The sequence below is a fragment of the Bradyrhizobium sp. Ash2021 genome, assembly GCF_031202265.1.
In the GTDB taxonomy this organism is placed as follows: domain Bacteria; phylum Pseudomonadota; class Alphaproteobacteria; order Rhizobiales; family Xanthobacteraceae; genus Bradyrhizobium.
The window spans coordinates 3,073,000-3,088,910 of sequence record NZ_CP100604.1 but is presented as its reverse complement, the minus strand read 5'-3'; the positions used below and the strand labels follow the sequence as shown (position 1 = coordinate 3,088,910).

Sequence of the window (15,911 nt, the reverse complement as noted above, 5' to 3'; positions counted from 1 at the left end):
GTCCGAAGGACGGCGTCGCTTCCGCTCGTCTATGCCCGGCCATCCACGTCCTCCTGACGGAGCGACCGCAAGACGTGGATGCCCCGGACAAGCCCGGGCATGACGTGCAAGGTGCATTGGTGCCCTACCACTCCTGCAATTGACGGGCCGATCAATCCATTGTTGTTATCGGCCAACTCAAAAACACGACCGGGCAGGAAAATCATGACCAAGGCATCCAGCATCAGAAGTGTCGAAACGCTGTCCTGCGACGCCGGCTGGCGCAACTACCACTTCGTCAAGGTCATGACCGAAGACGGCATCGTCGGCTGGAGCGAATTCGACGAAGGGTTCGGCGCGCCCGGCGTCGGCACCGCAATCCAGCGGCTGTCGACGCGGATCATCGGCCAGAACGCCTTCCAGCATGAACGGATCTATGCCGAGCTGTTTTCGGCGACGCGCCCCGCCGCCGGCGGCGTGGTGGCGCTGGCGCTCGGCGCGATCGAGAACGCGCTGCTGGACGTCAAGGCAAAAGCGCTCGGCGTGCCCTGCTATGAACTGCTCGGCGGCAAAATCCGCGATCGCGTCCGGGTCTACTGGTCGCATTGCGCGACCTGGCGCATCAATCATCCCGACTGGTACAAGCCGGCCATTACCGACCTCGACGGCGTCAAGGCGATCGGCTACGAGGTGCGCGAAAAGCGCTTTACCGCGATGAAGACCAATATCTTCGTCTACACCGACGGCAAGCCGCAGGGCTGGCGGCCGGGCTTCGGCTCGCCGTTCGAGCCCGAGATCAATGTCGACCGCAAGGTGCTGCGCAATCTCTGCATGCACCTGGAGGCGATCCGCGACGGCGCCGGGCCCGACGTCGATCTGCTGCTCGACCTCAACTTCAACGCCAAGACCGAAGGCTATCTGAAGATCTTGCGCGCGATCCGGGATATGGACATGTTCTGGGTCGAAATCGACAGTTTCAATCCGCAGGCGCTGGGCTACATCCGCCGCCAGAGCCCGCACCCAATCTCGTCCTGCGAGACGCTGCTGGGCTTGCGCGAATTCCTGCCCTATTTCACCGAACAGGCGATGGATGTCGCGATCATCGACACGCCCTGGAACGGCGTGTGGCAGTCGATGAAGATCGCCGCCGCCGCGGAGCATTTCGAGGTCAACGTCGCCCCGCATAATTTCTACGGACATCTCTGCACCATGATGAATGCGCATTTCTGCGCGGCGGTGCCGAATTTGCGGATCATGGAAACCGATATCGATCGCCTCGCGTGGGATCACGAGCTGTTCACGCATGTCCCCGACTATGTCGACGGCCACCTCGTCATTCCGGACCGGCCGGGCTGGGGTACCGAGCCGAACGAGGAAGGCCTGCGCGCGCATCCGGCGAAGAGCAAGGCCGGGTTGCTGAATTACGGGCAGGCGGGAAAGCGGTAGGTCACCTTCGCCCCGCTTGCGGGGAGAGGTCGAAATTCAAGCCCAGCTTGAATTTCGGGTGAGGGGGACCCTCCGCGAACACTTCGCGCATCGAATCGGCGGAGAGAGCCCCTCACCCCGCCCCTCTCCTCGCGAAGAGCGGGGAGAGGGAGAAATGCCTCAATCAATTATCCCCGGGAACGCTGGTAAACGCGCTCTCGATCACGTCGCCGATCGGCTGCCAGGCGTTGCCGTCGAACTGCACCAGCCGCATCTGCTCGATCGGGCGGAAGTCGGTCGGCCCGGTGTTGATCGCGATGCCCGGCAGCGCGATGGGGTTCTGATAGTCTTTCAGGGACGCCGCCTGCCGCATGATGTTCTCGCGCGACAGGTCGTTGCCGCACTGGGTCAACACCTGCAACAGCGTTTCGGCTGCCGCGTAGCCAAACAGGGCGTAGGCGTCCTCCCTGTCGCCGTCGGGATAATATTTGTCCATGAACGCCAGCCACGCCTTGATGGCAGGGTCTTCTTTCCAGGTTGTATCGCCGGCATCCTTGAGGAACGAGGTTGAAATCACGCCGACGGCATTCTGAAGCCCCGCCGGTCTCAACGCGTTTGCTATCGAAGCCGCCGCATTGACCAGCACCAACACCGGATGCCAGTCCAATTCGGCCGCTCTACGGATGGCACGGGCCGAGATCGGCGGCGCGCAATTGAGGACGAGCACTTCAGCGCCGGAGTTCTTGAGGATGTCGACCTGGGCATCGATCGACATGTCCGCTTCAATGGCGATGTCCGCCACAATCCTGTCGGCCGTCACTCCCAAGCCTTCCTGCAATCCGCGGAAGAGATCGCGACCGAACTGATCGTTCTGCCAGAGCACGGCGATCTTGCGGTCCGAATAGGAAGCCTGGATGTAGTTGGCGTAAATCCGTCCCTCTGCCCGAAACGTCGGCTGCCAGCCCATCGTCCACGGAAATTTTTTGGGGTGCGCCCACTCCTCGTCGGCGGAGGCGACGAAGAGCTGGGGTATCTTCTTGTCGTTGAGATATTTCCGGGTCGCCAGATTGCCCGGCGTTCCGAACGACCCGAACATCAGCAGCACGTTCTCCTTCTCGACGAGATCGCTGGTCTGCTCGACTGCTTCCTTCACATTCGAACTGTCGTCGCGGGAGATGAACCTTATCTTGTGTCCGTTAATGCCGCCGCGCTCGTTGACCATGTTGAAATAGGCAGCCTCCGCCTTGCCGATGGTCGCAAACCCAGCCAGCGGTCCGGTGTAGGGCATGATATTGCCGATGCGGATGTCGCTGTCGGCCGCGCCGGCGTCGGCGGCCTGCTGCGCGCTCGGTGGCGTAGACGTGAGGAGCGCGGCGAGGAGGAGAGATATCGAAAGTCCGGTTTGTTTTATTGTTTGCATCAACATCGCCTCAAACGCGTCGACCACCCCCCGGAAGCCGCCCGCTGCGTTCCGTCCAGCGATCACAACAATACCGCGCAAGTGTGACTGTTGAAATCAATTGTTGCGCTTGACCGGTGGCCGGACGATCCGTCAGCGCAGCCTGATATCCAGCCAGCCCAGCGCGTTAACGGTTACCCGGTCGCCGCTATCGACCAGCACCGTCGTGGTCTCGGCCTCGATGATCGCAGGTCCCGCCAGGGAATGACCGGGCTGGAGTGCGTCGAGCGAATAGACGGGAACCTCGCGCCACGCGCCGAAGAACGCCTGCCGCGTCGTGCGTGGCGAGCAGGCGCCGGACGACATTGCGGATCCCGTATCCCGATCGATTGGCGCGACTGCGCCGACCGCCGCGACCCGCGCGTTGACGAACACCACCTCCTGGCCGCGCGAGGCGTAGGTGTACAACTCCTCATGCCGGCGGTGAAAGCGCTCCTCGATCTGCTCGACGATGTCAGGCACAGCCAGATCAAGATCGGTCAGGGATACGTCGATTTCAAAGACCTGCTCGCCGTAGCGCATCTCTGCCGAGCGTTCGATCGAAACCGGCCCGTTGAACCAGGCGCGCAGTCGGCCGGCCGCCAGTTGTTCCAGTTCGGCAAAGAGCTCACGCACTTCGCCGGCCGAAATCCGCGGACCGGCGCCGTAATGGGTCCGGCTCAGTTCGTAACGCAGGTCGCTGGTCAGCATGCCCCAGGCCGACAGCACCGAGGCCACCGTCGGCACGATGATGCGCTTGATTTCCAGTTCGCGCGCGACTTCGGCGGCGTGCAACCCCGCTGCGCCGCCAAAGCTCAGCAGCGCCAATTTTCTGGGATCGACGCCGCGGCGCAACGTCATCAGGCGAATGCCATCCGCCATCGTCAGGTTGATCATTTTGTGGATGCCGGCGGCAGCCTCCAGCCGCGACAGTTCCAGCGATGCCGCGATCCGGTCGACCGCGGCCTCGGCGGCCGCGCGGTCGAGCGGCCGCGCGCCGCCCATGAAGGCGGCGGCATCGAGATAGCCGAGCACGACGTTGGCGTCGGTAACGGTGGCGGCAGTGCCGCCATTGCCGTAACAAGCCGGCCCCGGCACCGAGCCGGCGCTCTCCGGCCCGACCCGCAATGTACCGCTGCTATCGACGCTGGCGATCGAACCGCCGCCCGCCGCGATGCTGGCAATGTCGAGGCTGCGGAGCGCGATGCGCTGGCCGGCGAGCATGCCGTCGGCGGACAGCGACACCTGCCCGTCCGAGATCAGCGAGATATCGGTGCTGGTTCCACCCATGTCGAACGGCACCAGATCGGGAATTTTGAGCAGATCGGCGCAGCGCCGGCTGCCCGAAATGCCACCGGCGGGTCCGGACAGCACCGTGCCGGCGGCCAGACGCGAGGCTTCCTCCACCGGCGCCATGCCGCCATGCGACAGCACGACGAAAAGGCTGCCTTTGAATCCGGCCTCGGTCAGCCGCGCTTCCAGATTGGTCAGATAGCGCCGCACGACCGGTTCGACATAGGCGTTCACAATCGTGGTCGAGACGCGCTCATATTCCTTGATCTGCGGCAGCACGTCGCTCGACCGCGACACGCTGATGCCGGGCAATTCCTTTGTCAGACGCTCGACCGCGTCGCGTTCGTGGACGGGATTGAGGTATGAATGCAGAAAGCAAACCGCGACCGAGGTCGCGCCGGATTTCCTGACCGCGGCAATGGCGTCGCCGAGCGATCCGACGTCCAGCGGCGTGAGAACTTCACCACTGGCCTTGAGCCGTTCGCGCACGCCAAAGCGGCGCTCGCGCGGCACCAGCGGTTCCGGCGGCGGCGAGCGCAAATCGTAACGGTCGGGTTTCAGGCCTTCGCGCATTTCGATGATATCGCGATGGCCCTCGGTGGTGAGCAGCGCTACTTTTGCTCCCTTGCGCTCCAGCAGCGCGTTGGTCGCGACCGTCGTGCCATGAACGAGGCGCTCGGTCGTAGCGAGCATCTCCGCACGCGTCACGCCCAGACGGCGCGCCAGTTCTTCCAGGCCCGCCATGACGCCGAGCGACTGGTCGGCCGGCGTCGACGGCGATTTTGCAAAGATCGTCCGCCCGGTTTCATCCGTGGCGACCAGGTCGGTGTAGGTCCCGCCGACATCAACTCCTATTCTGAACATTGTCAGCTACGCTGCTCCGCCGGAGTGCCGGTCAGTCCCTGCTCCGCGTCGCGCTGGCGCGCGTTCGCCGATCTCAGGGAAGGCGGCCCCCAGCCGCCGCCGCCGGAGGAGCGGACTTCGAGGCAATCGCCGGGGTGGAGTTCGATGCCGACTTCCTTGGTGCGCAACACGCGCGGCTCGCGGCCTTCCGACAGCAGACGATAGCGATGCGGTTGGCCGTCCTCGCCGCCGAGCATGCCGCAGGGCCCATAGCGCACGCCATCGCCGGCGGTATTGCCCTTCGCCGGTTTCTCCGTCTCCAGCACCAGATCGAGGGAGACGCCGAGCCCGCCGCGAAACTGTCCGTCGCCGCCGGAGCCGGCGCGGAATTCATGCTGCCGGAAGTGCAGCGGGAAGCGCACTTCGGCGACTTCCAGGCTGCCGAATTTGAGGCCGCCGACCGAATGCCATTCGCCGATCGACGACCAGCCGTCGCCACCGGACGAGGCGCCGCCGCCGGGGCGGGCGTGAAACATGTGCCAGATGAAATCGCGCCCGGTGCGCGGGTCTTCGCCCTGGATCGCGATCCGGAACCGGCGGCCCCATCCGGCCATCGCGCGTTCGGGGCACGACGCCGACATCGCTTTGACGATCGCCTCGACGATTTCATTGGAAGGATGGCTGGTGCACAGCGTCACCGGACGGCCGGGGTCGGCCCAGACGATCGTGCCCTGTTTTGCGATCACCTTCAGCGGCCGCAGCGCGCCGGTGTTTTTCGGAATTTCGGCGTCGATCAGATAGGCAAAGGCCATCGCGACCGCAGCCTGCATGTTGGCATGCGAGGAATTCACAAAACTGGTCGATTGCGGATCGGATCCGGACAGATCGACCTCGATATCGCTGCCGTTCTTGGTGACCTTAGCCGCGATGCGGATGTCGCTGCGGCCATGGCCGTCATCGTCGAGAAACGCCTCGCCGTGAAACACGCCGTCCTTCCAGGTCGAGACCACGGCGCGGGTCTGCTGCTCGGTCGCGTCGAGGATCGCTTCAATGGCGGCTTCGACGACGGGCGCGCCGAACTCCGAGAACAGTTTTGAGACGCGCCGCTCGCCGAGATGCGCCGCCCCCAGCATCGCGGCGAGGTCGCCGCGAAACTCGCGCGGGTTTCGGACGTTCAGCGCCAGCAGATCGAGCAGATCCTCGCGCGGCCGGCCGGCCTCGTAGAGTTTGATGGGCGGAATGCGCAGCCCCTCCTGGAAGATCTCGGTGGCGCCGGGATTGTAGGCGCCATGGGTGGCGCCCCCGATATCGCTTTGATGGGCACGCACGATGGTCCAGAGCAGACGCCTGTCGCCGGCAAAAACCGGCACGAAGACGGTCAGATCCGGCAGATGGCTGCCGCCATGATAGGGATCGTTGAGCAGGATGACGTCGCCGGGTGCTACGTCCTTGAACCGCTCCTCGACCGCGATCGTAGCCCACGGCAGCGCGCCGACATGCACCGGAAGGTGATCGGCCTGCGCGATCAGGCGCGCGCGCGCGTCGCAAATTGCCAGCGAGAAATCGCGGCTGGAATTGAGGATCTGGGAATAGGAGGTGCGAAGCATGGCTTCGCCCATTTCCTTCACGATCGAACTCAGACGATGCTGGACGACGGATCGGGTGATGGGATCGATCTTGGTGGACATTATTGCCTTGTTATTAACGCATCGCCAGTTCGGGGGAGCCTTCCGCCAACTGCCGGGCGTTGCGCACGGGTGTCTATCTTACCGCTGTCGCCGGCGACGTATAGATCAAAAACAGGGAGGTGCCGGCCGCCAGCACCGCAGCCATGAATAGCAGCACTGCAGGCAAGCCATGGAGTGCCGCAACCAACCCGGTTGTCGACTGCATCAGCGCCGCACCGAGGAAGAAGGCAAGGTTGATCGCCGACAGCGCCTTGCCGGTATTCTGGGCGTCGACGAGCTGCCTCGTCATTCCGTAAAGCAGCGGCTGCGACGATAGAACGAAGCCGATCAGGACGAACAGGATGGCATCATATTGCGCGGGCATGACCGTAACGCCGAACAGGTCTGAAACCGGATAATGCGGCGCGCCTGCTGCCATCAAACAAAGCAAGACCGCCGCCAGAAAATGGCTGGCTGCGAGGATGGCCCGACGATGGCCGAACTTGCGGTCGAAGATCCCGATGCACAACGGCCCGACAATCAGCGCGACCGTGAACACGCCGAGTTCATTGCCGGCCTCGACGCGGCTAAGCCCCTTGACCTGCATCAGCCACGGACCCGCCCACAATCCCCGCAAGACCAGTGTGGCCGCCAACGAGACCAGCGCCAATGCGATCAGGCCGCGAAGCGGACGCGACAGGCCGAGACGCAGCACCTCGGCCATCTGCGACAGCGGCGAGGATCTGTCCGCATGCGCGGCCGGTTGTTTCGGGACGAGAATGAAGACGGCGAGCGCTACGGCAAAACCGAGGCCGGCGGAGATCCAGAAGCCTGCCCGCCAGCCCAGATGCTCAACGACCCAGGCGAGAGGGCTCGACGACAGCAGCATGCCGATATTGCCGATCGACAGGATCACGCCGGACCACAGGCCGAACCGCGCCGCCGACATCTGCTTTGCGGCCAGCGTCATCGGACACATCAGCATCCCCGATGTCGCGACCCCGAGCAGAAATTGTCCAAACAGAAAACTCTCCGGTCCCGTCGCGAAACCGGACGCCATCGCGCCAACGATGGTTCCGAGCAAAAGGCTCAGCGAAACCGGCCGGACGCCAAAGCGGTCCATCGCCGCGCCGACGGGAATCTGCGAGGCGGCAAAGGCAAAATGATAGATCGAGGTCAGGCTCGCCAGCGCCTGCGGCGGTGTACCGAAATCGGCGGCCATCAGGTCGAGGCTGATGGCCGGAATCGTCCGCAGCAAGGTCGACAGCATGTGGCCGCAAGCGAGCGCCAGCAGCGCAAAAATCAATCCGCGGAAGCTGGTCCCCGCACCGTCAACCTTCCCAGCGTCCATGAACCGTCTCGTCCCAAAAAAATCTTGAGACGCGGCGTATCACCAATAAGCGGCAGACGCCAATCGCCTGCCGCCACGCGATCACTGCTTGTGGAACACCAGCGTCCGCAGCTCGATGCTCTCGCGCGGCGGCGCGTCCGCCGGCGTGGTCGGATCGACGAAGGCGGTATGCGGCGCGAACCGGGTACGGCCATCGGTTGCTGAATCGTAACACTTCAGCAGCAGCGCCTCGTCGGCGGTCATCTGCGGAACGTAGAACCAGCGATGGTCGGGATTGTATTTGACCGAATAGGTTTCGCCGCTGCGGTTTGGATAGATCAGGTCGGAGGCGACGAGATCGCCGGGCTCAACCGTCTGCCCGTCGCACATCGCCAGCGGCGCGTCGCGCAACGGCCCCCGGATCGGCCGCCACAGATTGATGACCTGTACCCGTCCCTTTAGAAGCTCATCGGCCTCATCGGGCAAATGCTCGCGCACGCGGTTGGCCCCCGATACATCGGTCTGGTCGACATGGACGCGGGTGGCCGGCTGCCGCGGACCGGCGCCGCGAATATCGGCGGCACCTTCCACCCGCTTGCGCACGGTGTGGTCGAAGATGACGACGCGATCGGCCTTCAAGGTGGCCCGGAGGAAGGCCTCGGCGGCGGGATAGTAGACGCTCCTCACCTCCTTATCGTCGTAGAAATTCCGCACGATGGTCGGGTGTTTGACCAGGGCAAAACCCTCGCGGTCGAGCGAAAGGGTATCGGCGATCAGCCGCGCATCGAAGACCGGGACGTTGTGAGGTTCGGGCAGCGCGGTGGTCTTGGGCTCGCCCGGCGGCGGATCGAACGCGTAGGTTCGCGGCTTTCCCGGCGTCGGCGCCAGGTAGTTGAGCTCGGCGGTGACGAACGGAAGCGACTCGATGCTAGTTTGTTGAAGGCCCATGGTGGTCTCCCGGACTCCATTGTTTGTTGTTTTGATCTTGGCGGCGCCAGCGCTCCCCGCAAGGCCGCCCCGCAAATAGCAACGTTGCGATTTCGGAGGGTGCAAACCGGAGAACATTCGTGTCGTCTGCGTCGCCCGGGCCGCGTGGTTGTTCTGGCAAGGCAAATCCGCCGACATTGACGCTCGGGCGATGCGCGGCAACAATAAATCCGCCAGGGAGAGAAACCATGAACATAACCATGAAAGACCGTGTTGCCGTCGTCACCGGCGGCAGCAAGGGGATCGGCATCGCGGTCGCGCGACGATTTGCCGAATCCGGCGCCAGGGTCGCGATCCTGGCGCGCGGCGCAGCGGATCTGAAGGCCGCGCGGGAGCGGCTCGCCAGGGACGGCCTCGAGGTCCGCGACTACGCCTGCGACGTTTCCAAGGCGGCGGACATTTCGAAGACCTATGAGAAGATCACAGCCGATCTCGGCAAGATCGATGTCCTCGTCAACAATGCGGGGACGTCGCGCGCAATGGCGTTCGAGTCCGTCACCGACGAAATGTGGCAGGAAGACCTTGACCTGAAACTGTTCGCCGCGATCCGCTTCAGCCGGCTGGTCTGGCCGGGCATGAAGGGGCGCAAATGGGGCCGCATCATCAATGTGCTGAACATCGGCGCCAAGGCGCCTGCCGCCGCATCGACGCCGACCTCGGTTTCGCGCGCGGCCGGCATGGCGCTGACCAAGGCGATGGCCAACGAAGGCGGCGCGCACAACATCCTGGTCAATGCGATGCTGGTCGGCCTGATCGTCAGCGATCAATGGGTCAAGCGGCACGCCCAAAGGGCACCGGACACGGATTTCGACGCCTTTACCCACGATCTGGCCAAGGGCGTTCCGCTCGGCCGGATGGGGACCGCAGAGGAGTTCGCCAACCTCGCCTGCTTCCTCGCCTCGGAGCAGGGCTCGTATATCACCGGCACCGCCATCAATGTCGACGGCGGCCGTTCACCGGTGGTGTAGCCCGCGGTTATGTAGGTGGGCGCAGCCCCAGACCACCTCGCCCCGCTTGCGGGGAGAGGTCGAAATTCAAGCGCAGCTTGAATTTCGGGTGAGGGGGACTCACCGCGAGCGAGTCTGTGGAGAGTCCCCCTCACCCCAACCCTCTCCCCGCAAGCGGGGCGAGGGAGCCGGTCCAGCGAAGCCCGCTCTGGCAAGGCGTCGCCAGCAGGTCCCAAAAGCAAAAGGCCTCCGTCACCGGAGGCCTTTTCTTTTTTAAACCGCGTCCTTGGCAGCCTTGACCGGCCGTGCCCTGACGATCTTCCGGGCCGGCTTGGCCTTGAACATCATCTCTTCGCCCGTGAAGGGGTTGGTTCCCTTGCGGGCCTTGGTCGCGGGTTTCTTGACCACAACGAACTTCGCGAAGCCGGGAACGAGGAACACCCCGTTCTTCTTCAGCTCCTTGTGACCGACGTCGACGAGCGCTTCCATCACGCCCTTGACCTCTTTCTTGGAAACTTCGGTGGTGGTCGCGATCTTTTCGATCAACTGCGACTTCGACATTTGGGTAGCCATGTTTGCTCCATTGATTCTGGAATGAGCACGTTATGGCGGAAACTGGCTAAAAAAACAGGCTTTTCGACATTCTGCACAGCTATATCGCCGCGAAAGGCGCTATTTCCTGCAGTTCTAGGCGTTTTCTGGCCTGCCGGACGTGGCGGAGGCTCTATTTCAAGAGGTTTCGGGCGGCAAGAATCGTCTGCGGCGCGTTTCAGGAATGATCTTTCCGAATCAGAACATCATTAGAAAATGACTCTGGCTCACCTTCCATCGTAACATCGGAGCCAGCTGCCGCCGCAGAGGTGGCTCACCACCCGATGCGCCCCCGGAGACCGCCGAATGGACTTGACCCGCCTCGAAATCAACCGCCGAACCGCGCTGCTGACATCGGCCGCGATCGCGGCGAATGTCATCAATCCGATGCGGGCTTTTGCACAGGAAACACCGCGCAAGGGCGGCGTGTTCAACGTCCATTACGGCGCCGAGCAGCGCCAGCTCAATCCCAGCATTCAGGCTTCCACCGGCGTCTACATCATCGGCGGCAAGATCCAGGAGAATCTGGTCGACCTCGATGCCAGCGGCCAGCCGGTCGGCGTGCTCGCCGAGAGCTGGGAAGCCGCCCCCGACGGCAAGACCGTCACCTTCAAGCTGCGCAAGGGCGTCACCTGGCACGACGGCAAGCCGTTCACCTCGGCCGACGTCGAATTCACCGCCATGAATATGTGGAAGAAGATTCTGAATTACGGCTCGACGCTGCAGCTTTTCCTAACCGCAGTCGACACACCGGATCCGCAGACCGCGGTCTTCCACTACGAGCGGGCGATGCCGCTCAACCTCTTGCTGCGCGCGCTGCCCGACCTCGGCTACATCTCGGCAAAGCACCTCTACGAGAGCGGCGATATCCGCCAGAACCCGACCAACCTGGCCCCGGTCGGCACCGGCCCGTTCAAATTCGTCAAGTACGAGCGCGGGCAATACATCATCGCCGATCGCAATCCGGACTACTGGCGCCCCAATGCGCCCTATCTCGACCGCATCGTCTGGCGCGTGATCACCGACCGCGCCGCGGCCGCGGCGCAAATGGAAGCCGGCGAATTGCATTACAGCCCGTTCTCGGGCCTGACGATCTCGGATATGGCGCGGCTGTCCAAAGACAAGCGCTTCATCGTCTCGACCAAGGGCAATGAAGGCAACGCACGCACCAACACCATCGAGTTCAATTTCCGCCGCAAGGAGCTGTCGGATATTCGCGTCCGCCGCGCCATCGCGCACGCAATCAATGTGCCGTTCTTCATCGACAATTTCCTCGGCGACTTTGCCAGGCTCGGCACCGGGCCGATTCCCTCGACCTCGACCGATTTCTATCCCGGCGCCAACACGCCGCAGTATCCCTATGACAAGGCCAAGGCCACAGCGCTACTCGACGAGGCCGGCTTCAAGGCCGGCGCAGGCGGCACGCGCTTCTCGTTAAAACTGCTGCCGGCGCCGTGGGGCGAGGATATCTCGCTGTGGTCGACCTTCATTCAGCAATCCCTTGGCGAAGTCGGCATCACCGTCGATATCGTGCGCAATGACGGCGGCGGCTTCCTCAAACAGGTCTATGACGAGCACGCCTTCGACCTCGCCACCGGCTGGCATCAATACCGCAACGACCCTGCGGTCTCGACCACGGTCTGGTACCGCTCGGGCCAGCCCAAGGGCGCGCCCTGGACCAACCAATGGGACTGGCAGGATGCCACCGTCGACAAGACCATTGATGATGCCGCCACCGAGATCGACCCGGCCAAGCGCAAGGCGCTCTATGCCGAGTTCGTCAAGGAGGTGAATACGGAACTGCCGGTCTGGATGCCGATCGAGCAGATTTTCGTCACGGTGATATCGGCCAAGGCGCGCAACCACTCCAACACCCCGCGCTGGGGCTCGGCAAGCTGGCACGATCTTTGGCTTTCCGCCTGACGCGAAGTCCGTCAGTATCTGCCCATGCGCATCCTTGGCCTTGCGGGGCGGCGTCTTGCCGCCTCGATTCCAACACTCATTCTGATCCTGATCGGCGTGTTTTTGCTGTTGCAACTGGCGCCGGGCGACACCGTCGACGCGCTGATGGCGCAGATGGGCGGCGGCGATGCCGCGACCGCGCGCGAGCTGCGCAAGTTCTACGGCCTCGATCTCTCAGTCCCCGTGCAGCTCGGCAATTATCTGTGGCGACTGATCCGCCTCGATCTCGGCTTCTCCTCGATCTACGGCAAGCCAGTCGCGACCGTGATCCTGGAACGGCTGCCGCCGACCATTCTATTGATGACCGCCTCGCTGTCCTTTGCGTTCTTCTTCGGCCTGCTGTTCGGCGTGATCGCCGCCCGCGGCGTCAACCGCTGGCCGGACACGCTGATCTCGACGCTCGGACTGATCTTCTACGCGACCCCGTCGTTCTGGTTCGGATTGATGGCGATCGTGGTGTTCTCGATCTATCTTCAGTGGCTGCCGGCCGGCGGGTTTCAGGATATCGGAACCGCGCAAGCGGGCATCTGGGGCGTCATCGACATCGCAAAACACCTGGTGCTGCCGACGCTGACGCTTGGGCTGATCTTCCTCGCCATCTATCTGCGCATCATGCGCGCCTCGATGCTGGAAGTCCTCAACCTCGATTATGTCAGGACCGCGCGCGCCAAGGGCCTCGACGAGACCCGCGTGGTGACCCGCCATGTCCTGCGCAACGCGCTGTTGCCGATGGTGACGCTGATCGGCCTGCAGGCCGGCACCATGCTGGGCGGCTCCGTCGTGGTCGAAAGCGTGTTCTCGCTGCCCGGCCTTGGGCGGCTGGCCTACGAATCCGTAGTGCAGCGTGACCTCAATACGCTGCTCGGAATCGTGTTCGTCTCCGCCCTGCTCGTCATCGTGGTCAACTTCGTCGTCGACCTCCTTTATGCGCGGCTCGATCCGCGCATCGCGGCCGGGGGCTAAACGCATGGACGCGCTGAAACGCTATTTTCGCAGTCCCGCCGCGGTCGCAGGCCTGATCCTGTTGCTGGTCGTGGTCGCGATGGCCGCCAGCGCCAGCTTCCTCTATCCGCGCGATCCGCTGGCGCTGGCCGGACGTCCCCTGATCTGGCCGTTCTCCAATCCGCGCTTCCTGCTCGGCACCGATAATTCGGGCCGCGATATCGCCGCCCAGATTTTCTACGGCGCGCGAATCTCGCTGTTGATCGGCGGCGTCGCCACCGCGATCGCGATCCTGATCGGCATCCTCGTCGGCGCCTTCGCCGGTTACTATGGCGGCTGGGTCGACAACGTGCTGATGCGGATCACCGAGGCGTTCCAGACCTTGCCCAATTTCGTGCTGCTGCTGGTGCTGGTCGCCGTGTTCGGCTCGACGCTGACCACCGTCACGATTGCGGTCGGCGTGGTGTCGTGGCCGGCGCCGGCGCGGCTGACCCGCGCCGAATTTTTGTCGCTGCGCAACCGCGAATTCGTCCAGGCCGGACGGACGCTCGGCATGAAGGACCTTCAGCTGATCCTCGGCGAGATCCTGCCCAATGCGATGCCGCCGGTCATCGTCTACGCCAGCGTGGTGATGGCGGTCGCGATCCTGCTCGAAAGCGCGCTGGCGTTCCTTCGGCTGTCGGATCCCAACGTCGCCTCCTGGGGCAATCTGATCGGGCTTGGCCGCGACGTCCTGCGGGTGCAATGGTACGTCTCGGCGGTCCCCGGCATAGCAATCCTTGTCACCGTGCTCGCGGTGTCGCTGGTCGGACAGGGCCTCAACGATGCGCTCAATCCGAGGCTGAAGAGCCGATGAGCGGGATCGTCGACGCCATCCTCTCGCTCGAGCATCTCGGCGTGAGCCTGCCGAGGGGCGCAGACCGGCCGCATGCGCTGTCGGACGTGTCGCTGTCGATCGCCTCGAACGAAATCCTGTGCGTGGTCGGCGAGTCCGGGTCCGGCAAGTCGATGATGGCGAACGCCATCATGCGGTTGCTGCCGAACGAGGTTCGAATCGACAGCGGCCGCATGGTGTTCGAAGGGCGCGACCTCTGCGCCGCCTCCGTCGCCGAGATGCGCCAGGTGCGCGGCGCCGGCATCGCCATGATCTTTCAGGAGCCGATGACCGCGCTCAATCCGCTGCGCACCATCGGCGATCAGATCGCCGAAATGTTTTCGATCCATACAAAGCTGGCGAAGGCCGAGATATCGGCCAAAGTGCTGGCGCTGCTCGAAGACGTCCGCATCCCCGACCCCAAAGTCGCGGCAAAGGCCTACCCGCATGAGCTGTCCGGCGGCCAGCGCCAGCGCGCCATGATCGCGATGGCCCTGGCGCTCGACCCGAAACTGCTGATCGCCGACGAGCCGACGACGGCGCTCGATGTCACCACGCAGGCGCAAATCCTGAAGCTGATCCGCGACCTGCAGCAGCGCAAGAAAACCGCCGTGCTGTTCGTCACCCATGATTTCGGCGTCGTCGCCGAGATCGCCGACCGCGTGGTTGTCATGCAACACGGCGTGGTCGTGGAGCAAGGTGCTGCGGCGCAGGTCTTGAACGATCCGCGGCACCCCTACACCAAACAGCTCATTGCCGCCGTGCCGCCGCTGAAGGCGCCGCCAGCGCGCATCATTTCCGGCAAGAACATTCTGACCATATCGGGCGTCTCAAAAACCTATCGCACCGGCGGCTTTTTGGGACGCGGCGCGCGCGTGACGCCGGCGGTCCAGGACGTATCGCTCAACCTGCCGAAGGGCGCGACGCTGGGCATTGTCGGCGAATCCGGCTCCGGCAAATCGACGCTGGCGCGCTGCATCGTCCGGCTGATCGATCCGGAGACCGGATCGATCGTGCTCGGCGGCAAGGACTGGGCGAAACTAACCCGCGAGGAGGTCCGCCGCGAAACCCGTCATATCCAGATGGTGTTTCAGGACCCGTTCGCCTCGCTCAATCCGCGCCGCAAGGCGGCCGAATTGGTCGCGCAGGGACCGATCGTGCACGGCACGCCACGGGCGGAAGCTATCGCCGAGGCCAAGGAGCTGTTCGCGCTGGTCGGCCTCAATCCCTCCTCGGCTGACCGCTTTCCGCACGAATTCTCCGGCGGCCAGCGCCAGCGCATCGGGCTGGCGCGGGCGCTCGCGCTCAAGCCGGACGTGCTGGTCGCCGACGAGCCGGTCTCCGCGCTCGACGTTTCCGTGCAGGCGCAGGTGCTGAAACTGCTGGCCGAGTTGCGCCAGCGGCTCGGCCTGTCCATCATCTTCATCACCCATGATCTCCGGGTCGCCGCCCAAATCTGCGATCTCGTCGCCGTGATGAAGGATGGCGCCGTGGTGGAGCAAGGGCTGGCGGCCGAGGTGTTCGGCAACCCGCAGCATCCCTACACGCAGGCGCTGCTCGCCGCGATCCCCGGCGGCAAGTTCGCGCGCGAGCACGCCACGGCGACCGTGTAGCCAGGCACGCGGTACGCAGC

General features: G+C 63.9%; 12 protein-coding genes. 6 read left to right on the top strand and 6 right to left on the bottom strand.

Annotation, left to right across the window (positions count from 1 at the left end):
* Positions 1-204: 204 nt before the first annotated feature.
* Positions 205-1,425: a mandelate racemase/muconate lactonizing enzyme family protein gene (locus NL528_RS14845; RefSeq protein WP_309183411.1), complete on the top strand. Its 1,221-nt coding sequence runs from the start codon at positions 205-207 to the stop codon at positions 1,423-1,425.
* A gap of 163 nt (positions 1,426-1,588) precedes the next feature.
* On the opposite strand, the gene NL528_RS14840 is transcribed toward NL528_RS14845, so the two are convergent.
* The 5 genes from NL528_RS14840 to NL528_RS14820 all read right to left on the bottom strand — a co-directional run bounded on the left by NL528_RS14840 (position 1,589) and on the right by NL528_RS14820 (position 8,923).
* Complete coding sequence (locus NL528_RS14840) at positions 1,589-2,815, bottom strand: ABC transporter substrate-binding protein (protein ID WP_309184902.1); 1,227 nt, start codon at positions 2,813-2,815, stop codon at positions 1,589-1,591.
* Positions 2,816-2,956: 141 nt separating this feature from the next.
* Positions 2,957-4,999, bottom strand: coding sequence for a hydantoinase/oxoprolinase family protein (locus NL528_RS14835; protein WP_309183410.1), 2,043 nt, complete (start codon positions 4,997-4,999; stop codon positions 2,957-2,959).
* 2 nt (positions 5,000-5,001) lie between these two features.
* Positions 5,002-6,666 (bottom strand): hydantoinase B/oxoprolinase family protein, encoded by a 1,665-nt coding sequence (locus NL528_RS14830; RefSeq protein WP_309183409.1) that lies wholly within the window; start codon positions 6,664-6,666, stop codon positions 5,002-5,004.
* 73 nt (positions 6,667-6,739) lie between these two features.
* Positions 6,740-7,996 (bottom strand): MFS transporter, encoded by a 1,257-nt coding sequence (locus NL528_RS14825; protein WP_309183408.1) that lies wholly within the window; start codon positions 7,994-7,996, stop codon positions 6,740-6,742.
* An 81-nt stretch (positions 7,997-8,077) separates the two neighbouring features.
* Positions 8,078-8,923, bottom strand: a complete 846-nt coding sequence (locus tag NL528_RS14820; RefSeq protein ID WP_309183407.1) for a CmcJ/NvfI family oxidoreductase — start codon at positions 8,921-8,923, stop codon at positions 8,078-8,080.
* A 227-nt stretch (positions 8,924-9,150) separates the two neighbouring features.
* Here NL528_RS14820 and NL528_RS14815 point away from each other — a divergent pair, with 227 nt between their 5' ends.
* Entirely contained in the window at positions 9,151-9,930 is a 780-nt protein-coding gene (locus tag NL528_RS14815; protein WP_309183406.1) for an SDR family oxidoreductase, read from the top strand.
* Positions 9,931-10,182: 252 nt separating this feature from the next.
* Here NL528_RS14815 and NL528_RS14810 read toward each other — a convergent pair whose 3' ends face one another.
* Complete coding sequence (locus NL528_RS14810; RefSeq protein ID WP_027536409.1) at positions 10,183-10,482, bottom strand: HU family DNA-binding protein; 300 nt, start codon at positions 10,480-10,482, stop codon at positions 10,183-10,185.
* A 324-nt stretch (positions 10,483-10,806) separates the two neighbouring features.
* Here NL528_RS14810 and NL528_RS14805 point away from each other — a divergent pair, with 324 nt between their 5' ends.
* From NL528_RS14805 to NL528_RS14790, 4 genes are read left to right on the top strand one after another with little or no spacing between them, the layout of a single operon-like run.
* Complete coding sequence (locus tag NL528_RS14805) at positions 10,807-12,423, top strand: ABC transporter substrate-binding protein (protein ID WP_309183402.1); 1,617 nt, start codon at positions 10,807-10,809, stop codon at positions 12,421-12,423.
* A gap of 24 nt (positions 12,424-12,447) precedes the next feature.
* Entirely contained in the window at positions 12,448-13,425 is a 978-nt protein-coding gene (locus NL528_RS14800) for an ABC transporter permease (RefSeq protein ID WP_309183401.1), read from the top strand.
* A 4-nt stretch (positions 13,426-13,429) separates the two neighbouring features.
* Positions 13,430-14,260 carry an ABC transporter permease gene (locus NL528_RS14795; RefSeq protein ID WP_309183400.1) on the top strand — a complete coding sequence of 277 codons (831 nt, stop codon included), beginning with the start codon at positions 13,430-13,432 and terminating at the stop codon, positions 14,258-14,260.
* Positions 14,257-15,891, top strand: a complete 1,635-nt coding sequence (locus NL528_RS14790; RefSeq protein ID WP_309183399.1) for an ABC transporter ATP-binding protein — start codon at positions 14,257-14,259, stop codon at positions 15,889-15,891. Before NL528_RS14795 ends, NL528_RS14790 begins: the two co-directional genes overlap by 4 nt.
* Positions 15,892-15,911: the final 20 nt, after the last annotated feature.

Coding starts and splice junctions, on each gene's coding strand:
- NL528_RS14815 (WP_309183406.1), top strand. CDS start 9,151: ATGAACATAACCATGAAAGACCGTGTTGCCGTCGTCACCGGCGGCAGC.
- NL528_RS14830 (WP_309183409.1), bottom strand. CDS start 6,666: ATGTCCACCAAGATCGATCCCATCACCCGATCCGTCGTCCAGCATCGT.
- NL528_RS14825 (WP_309183408.1), bottom strand. CDS start 7,996: ATGGACGCTGGGAAGGTTGACGGTGCGGGGACCAGCTTCCGCGGATTG.
- NL528_RS14800 (WP_309183401.1), top strand. CDS start 12,448: ATGCGCATCCTTGGCCTTGCGGGGCGGCGTCTTGCCGCCTCGATTCCA.
- NL528_RS14805 (WP_309183402.1), top strand. CDS start 10,807: ATGGACTTGACCCGCCTCGAAATCAACCGCCGAACCGCGCTGCTGACA.
- NL528_RS14835 (WP_309183410.1), bottom strand. CDS start 4,999: ATGTTCAGAATAGGAGTTGATGTCGGCGGGACCTACACCGACCTGGTC.
- NL528_RS14810 (WP_027536409.1), bottom strand. CDS start 10,482: ATGGCTACCCAAATGTCGAAGTCGCAGTTGATCGAAAAGATCGCGACC.
- NL528_RS14795 (WP_309183400.1), top strand. CDS start 13,430: ATGGACGCGCTGAAACGCTATTTTCGCAGTCCCGCCGCGGTCGCAGGC.
- NL528_RS14790 (WP_309183399.1), top strand. CDS start 14,257: ATGAGCGGGATCGTCGACGCCATCCTCTCGCTCGAGCATCTCGGCGTG.
- NL528_RS14845 (WP_309183411.1), top strand. CDS start 205: ATGACCAAGGCATCCAGCATCAGAAGTGTCGAAACGCTGTCCTGCGAC.
- NL528_RS14820 (WP_309183407.1), bottom strand. CDS start 8,923: ATGGGCCTTCAACAAACTAGCATCGAGTCGCTTCCGTTCGTCACCGCC.